Below are 4,929 nucleotides of genomic sequence, written 5' to 3'. Positions count from 1 at the left end.
CCTTTCGCGACACAAGGCCGCTCCTACAGGTTGGCGTGGTACCTGTGGGCAAGCCCGCTCCCACGGGGATAGCGTTCCATTCGCGGCAGCGTAGCCTCGGGCTGGGCAACCTGTAGCGAACCTCAACGGCCTTTGTTCACCGCCGCCGGTGCCTTGCCGGCGCGCATCTGCTGCAACAACGGCGTGCACTGGTTCGGCTCATCCCCGCTGCTTGGCGCGATCAGCGCCAGCAGCCCCGCCGCCGGACCGGCCACCACGCCCAATGCCACCATCCCCGCGCCACGCAGTGCCAGCGGCACCGCCTGCACGCCGGCGCTCGGCTTGGCGAACGGTCCGCTCACATACAACGGCGAACGCAGCGAGAACAGACGCAGCCCTTTGGACTCGGGGGTGATCTTCAGGTCCAACTGCTCGCTGGCGAAGTTGGCCGTGCCGTTGATGTAGATGATCGCGTTCTCGGTGTCGAAGACGAACAAGCGGGTGGTGGCCAGGCCATTCTTGATCCCGACATCCGCCGCGGCGCAGTTGATCTTCACATCTTCGTCGCCGAACAGCTTGCCGATCACGTAGTTGCCGACATTGAGCCCGGCGATCTCCATCAGGCTGCGGCTGATCGCGCCATCGTTGATCAGCAGGCGCAGATCCCCGCTGGAAGTACCCAGCAGTGCCGCCACCGAGTTGCCCCGGCCACTGATATCGGCATCGCCATTGAGTTCGCCGAAGCTGGTCTGCATCGGCGCGAAGCTGGGGAACAGCTGCTTGAGCTTGAAGCCACGCGCGGTCAGCCGGGCGCGGCCCTGCATCGGCGTGCTGCGCCCGTCCAGGCGGATATTGGAATCGAGATTGCCACCGGCCACGCCGAAGCGCAGCGGCTCCAGACGCAGCAGGCCGTCCTCGAGGATCACATGGGCGGACAGGTCGTTGAACGGCAGCTTCTCGCTGTGCACGATGCGCTTGCCGGCGAAGGTCACGTCGGCATCCATGGCCCGCCAGCGCTCGGTGCGAAACTCCTCGACCGGTAGGACCTTGCCGGCCGGCTGTTTGCTGGCGCCGCCGCGGGCCTTCTGCGCGCTGTTGGAATCGGCGCCGATCAGCGGTGCCAGGTCCTTGAACAGCAGCTGGTTGGACACCAGGTTGCCCGACAGTCTGGGCCGAGGCTGGCTGGCGACGAAGGCCAGGTCGCCGTGGATATCGCTGTCGCCGATCTTGCCGTTGAAGCCCTCGTAACGGAATTGCGCGCCCAGGGGGTCATGCAGGTTGGCGTTCAGGCGACCATCGGTGGCGTAGGCCGGGGTGTCGGGCAGGGTCACGCCGGTCAGCGGGTAGAGGTTGCCCAGGCTGCTGCCGGAAAGTTTCAGGCGCAGGTCGAGGGCGCCCAGGTTGCGCGGATCGGTCAGGGTACCGGCGAGCGCGACCTGGGTGTCGCCGATGCGCACGTCAGCCTGCAGCGGGAACGGCTGGCTGGCATCCTGCAGCGCCAGCAGGCCGCCGATCTTGCCGCTGCCGGCCACGGCCTGGCCCTTGTAGCGGCCCTGGGCCTTGAGGGCGAACGCATAGTCCTGGGCATTGCCGGCCTTTTCGGCACGGGCCTTGCCGACGATGTCGCTGAACGGGATCGGCTTGCCCAGCGGATCGACTTGCACCTTCATGCTGGTTTTCAGGGTCTGATCATCGAAGCTGACGCTGCCCTGGTCGAAACCGATGGCGCCGATGTCCAGCACCCACTTCGAAGGGGCCTCGTTCTCATCCTTTGGCGCGAAGTCGAACACCCAGTTGGCCCGGCCATCGGCCAGGCGGGTGAGGCTGGCGCTGGGCTTGACCAGGTCGATGCGCGGGATGCTGATGCGCTGGACGATCAGCGGCAGCGGCGCCAGACGGAAATCCACACGCTCCAGCCCGACCATGCGCGGCTCCTTGAGCCATTCAGGGTTGCCCAGGGTGAGGTCTTCGGCGGTGAAATGCGGCCAGGGCACGAAGGCCCGCCAGCCGCCTTCCTCAGGCTCGGTGCGCCAATGCACGGCAAGATTGCCGTTGATCGCGAAGGGGCGGTGCAGGGCCTCGGAGACTTTTTCGTTGAGCAGTGGCTTGACGCGGTTCCAGTCGAAGGTGGCGATCACCACTACCAGGATCGCCAGCAGCGTGGCGAGGGTGGCGAAGGTCCAGATGAGGATTCTGGCGGGGCGCGTCATGCGTGATTCTCCTGACTGCGTGGCGGCGATGGCACTCATTATGTCGGACTGATGAAACGTCGCCGGGTTTAATCCGGACGGCATGATAGCGAAGTTTTTCCTGACACCTTTCTCAGCTTTTCGTCGACCGGGGGCGAGATGTTACCGGGGGAACAACGTGCCACTTATTTTGCAGTAGCCCCTGAAAACACTGAGCCAGAGCCGCCGCCACTCAGTATCAATTGCATCGATTGTTACCATTATCCTGATGAACTTCTCTCTGAAGTTACCGAGCGTAGCATTGGCTCCGTAACCACTTTCCAGCCCCCGAGAGGAGCACCGAATCATGAAACGCCATCTGCTGCTGAGCCTGACCCTGTCCGTACTTGCCGCCAACGCCTTCGCCCTGCCGGCCGACGACCAGCACCTGACCGCCGAATCGCGCTCTGGCGCCGTGACCGTCAGCCAGCCACTGAACACCCTGGCCGAAGGTGGCGCCGAACGTTTGCAAGAGCGCGCCGGTCGCGTCGCCGAAGGTGGCTCCGATCGCCTGCTCGAACGCAACAACCGCGTTGCCGAAGGTGGTTCCGATCGCCTGATCCAACGCAACGACCGCGTCGCCGAAGGTGGTTCCGACCGCCTGATCCAACGCAACGACCGCATCGCCGAAGGTGGCTCCGATCGCCTGATCCAGCGCAACGACCGCGTCGCCGAAGGTGGCTCGGATCGCCTGAATGAACGTAACAACCGTGTGGCCGAAGGTGGCTCGGATCGTCTGGTCGAACTCAGCCGCGTGAGCTGATTGCCATGGCCATACACAACAAGCCGACCCGCTGTACCTGCTCCCCTCCAAGCCCGGTCCATTGACCGGGCTTCGTTTTTTTATCCACAATCCCCAGCCGTCCAGTCACAGAATCCTGCCCCATGCTGCCGCGCGCCGAACAGAAGCTACAGACCCGCCAGGCCCTGCTGGATGCCGCCTGCCTGCTCATGGAGAGCGGCCGTGGCTTCGGCAGCATCAGCCTGCGCGAGGTAGCCAAGGCCGCGGGCATCGTGCCCACCGGCTTCTATCGCCATTTCCCCGACATGGACGCCCTGGGCCTGGCCCTGGTCGCCGAGGTCGATACCACCTTCCGCCAGACCATCCGCCTGGTGCGCCACAACGAATTCGAGCTGGGCGGTATCACCGACGCCTCGGTACGCATCTTCCTCGACGTGGTCATCGCCCACCGGGCACAGTTCCTGTTCCTCGCCCGCGAGCAATACGGCGGCTCGCAGCCGGTGCGTCAGGCCATCGCCCGGCTGCGCCAGGACATCAGCAGCGACCTGGCCACTGATCTTGCGCGCATGCCGCGCTGGCAGCATCTGGACGGCGCCGCCCTGGCGGTGATGGCCGACCTGGTGGTCAAGACCGTGTTCGCCACCCTGCCCGAGCTTATCGACAGCCCCGAGCCCGGTCATCCACAGGCGCTGACGCCACAGGAAAAGATCACCCAGCAACTTCGCTTCATCTTCGTCGGCGCGCGGCACTGGCAGGGGTTGGGCAATCCCGGCTGAATGTAGCTGCAAGAGCGCGCGAACATGGCTTTTTCTTGAAGCTTGCAGCTCGAAGCTTGCAGCTAGCTGCTACCATGGCGCCCTGCCCGACCGTCCACGAGCGCCACCATGTCCGACCCCCGTCCTGCATTGACCCGTTTCCAACAGCACTTCGCCGAACGCATCGTGCCGCTGTGGCAAGGCCCGGGCTGGAACGCCGACATGGCCCTGCCGTACGAAGCCCTCGACGCCCAGCACCATCCACTGCCGGTGCAGCGCTACCGGGCCATGGCCTGCGCCCGCCAGTTGTACCTGTTCAGCAGCCGCATCGACCAGCCAGGCGCCGCCGAGCGCGCCGCCGCGCTGTTCCGCTCGTTGCAGAAGCACTTCCACGACGCCGAACGCGGCGGCTGGTTCTACAGCATCGACGCCCAGGGCAAGCCGCTGGACCGGCGCAAGGACCTCTACACCCACGCCTTCATCGTGTTCGCCTGCGCCCATTACTGGGGCAAGGTCGGCGAAGGCCTGGTCGAGGCCACGCTCAACGGCGCCCTCGAAGTCGTTGCCGAGCAGTTCGCCCGCGACGATGGCCTGTACGAGGCCAGCCTCGGCGAGGACTGGTCGGACCTGGGCAGCGGCCCGCTGCAGAACCCGCAGATGCACCTGGCCGAGGCCTTCCTCCAGGTGCTGGCCGTGCGCGAGGACGACGAGGTACGTCATTCGCTGCTGCAGCTGTGCGAAGCGCTGCAGGCGCAGTTCATCGAACCGAGCCATGGCCTGATGCTGGAGAAGCCGCGCGGGGCTGTGGATAACTGGTTCGAGCCAGGCCACCAGTTCGAATGGTTCTATCTGCTGGATACCTCGCCGCTGCTGCGCGGCACGCCGCTGCACGCCTCCATCGAGCGGGCCTTCGACTTTGCCGAGCGGTACGGGGTGAAGGATTCGGCGGTGCTGGCGATGCTGGACGTGGACGGCAAGGTACTCGATGCGACCCAACGGATCTGGGCCCAGGCGGAGTACCTGCGGGCGCTGGCCCTGCGGCCTGGAAACGAGGTGCGGTTGCTGGCACAGTTAGCCGCGCTGGAATCACGCTTCCTGCCTGAAGGCGGCTGGCATGAGTGCCGCGATGGCGCGGGGGCGGTGAGCCGCCATGACATGCCTTCGACTACCCCTTACCACCTGGCTACCTGCCTCGAAGGCTTGCAGCGCCTGGCCTGAAGTAATC

General features: G+C 65.4%; 4 protein-coding genes. 3 read left to right on the top strand and 1 reads right to left on the bottom strand.

Annotation, left to right across the window (positions count from 1 at the left end; genetic code table 11):
- Positions 1 to 122: 122 nt before the first annotated feature.
- The gene (locus N5D48_RS25555) at positions 123 to 2,189 is read right to left on the bottom strand and encodes an AsmA family protein (RefSeq protein ID WP_279888879.1); all 2,067 of its coding nucleotides are present in this window, start codon (positions 2,187 to 2,189) and stop codon (positions 123 to 125) included.
- Positions 2,190 to 2,514: 325 nt separating this feature from the next.
- On the opposite strand from N5D48_RS25555, the gene N5D48_RS25550 reads away from it, so the two are divergent.
- The 3 genes from N5D48_RS25550 to N5D48_RS25540 all read left to right on the top strand — a co-directional run bounded on the left by N5D48_RS25550 (position 2,515) and on the right by N5D48_RS25540 (position 4,922).
- On the top strand, positions 2,515 to 2,970 hold the full coding sequence (locus tag N5D48_RS25550) for a phage infection protein (protein ID WP_279888878.1): 456 nt from the start codon (positions 2,515 to 2,517) through the stop codon (positions 2,968 to 2,970).
- A 122-nt stretch (positions 2,971 to 3,092) separates the two neighbouring features.
- The gene (locus tag N5D48_RS25545; RefSeq protein WP_050707121.1) at positions 3,093 to 3,725 is read left to right on the top strand and encodes a TetR family transcriptional regulator; all 633 of its coding nucleotides are present in this window, start codon (positions 3,093 to 3,095) and stop codon (positions 3,723 to 3,725) included.
- A gap of 108 nt (positions 3,726 to 3,833) precedes the next feature.
- A complete protein-coding gene (locus N5D48_RS25540; RefSeq protein WP_279888877.1) occupies positions 3,834 to 4,922 on the top strand; it encodes an AGE family epimerase/isomerase in 1,089 nt (362 codons plus the stop codon).
- The last annotated feature ends 7 nt before the right edge of the window (positions 4,923 to 4,929 follow it).

The sequence above is a fragment of the Pseudomonas sp. GD03858 genome, assembly GCF_029840925.1.
Taxonomy (GTDB): Bacteria; Pseudomonadota; Gammaproteobacteria; order Pseudomonadales; family Pseudomonadaceae; genus Aquipseudomonas.
This window is presented reverse-complemented; position numbering and strand designations above follow the sequence as displayed.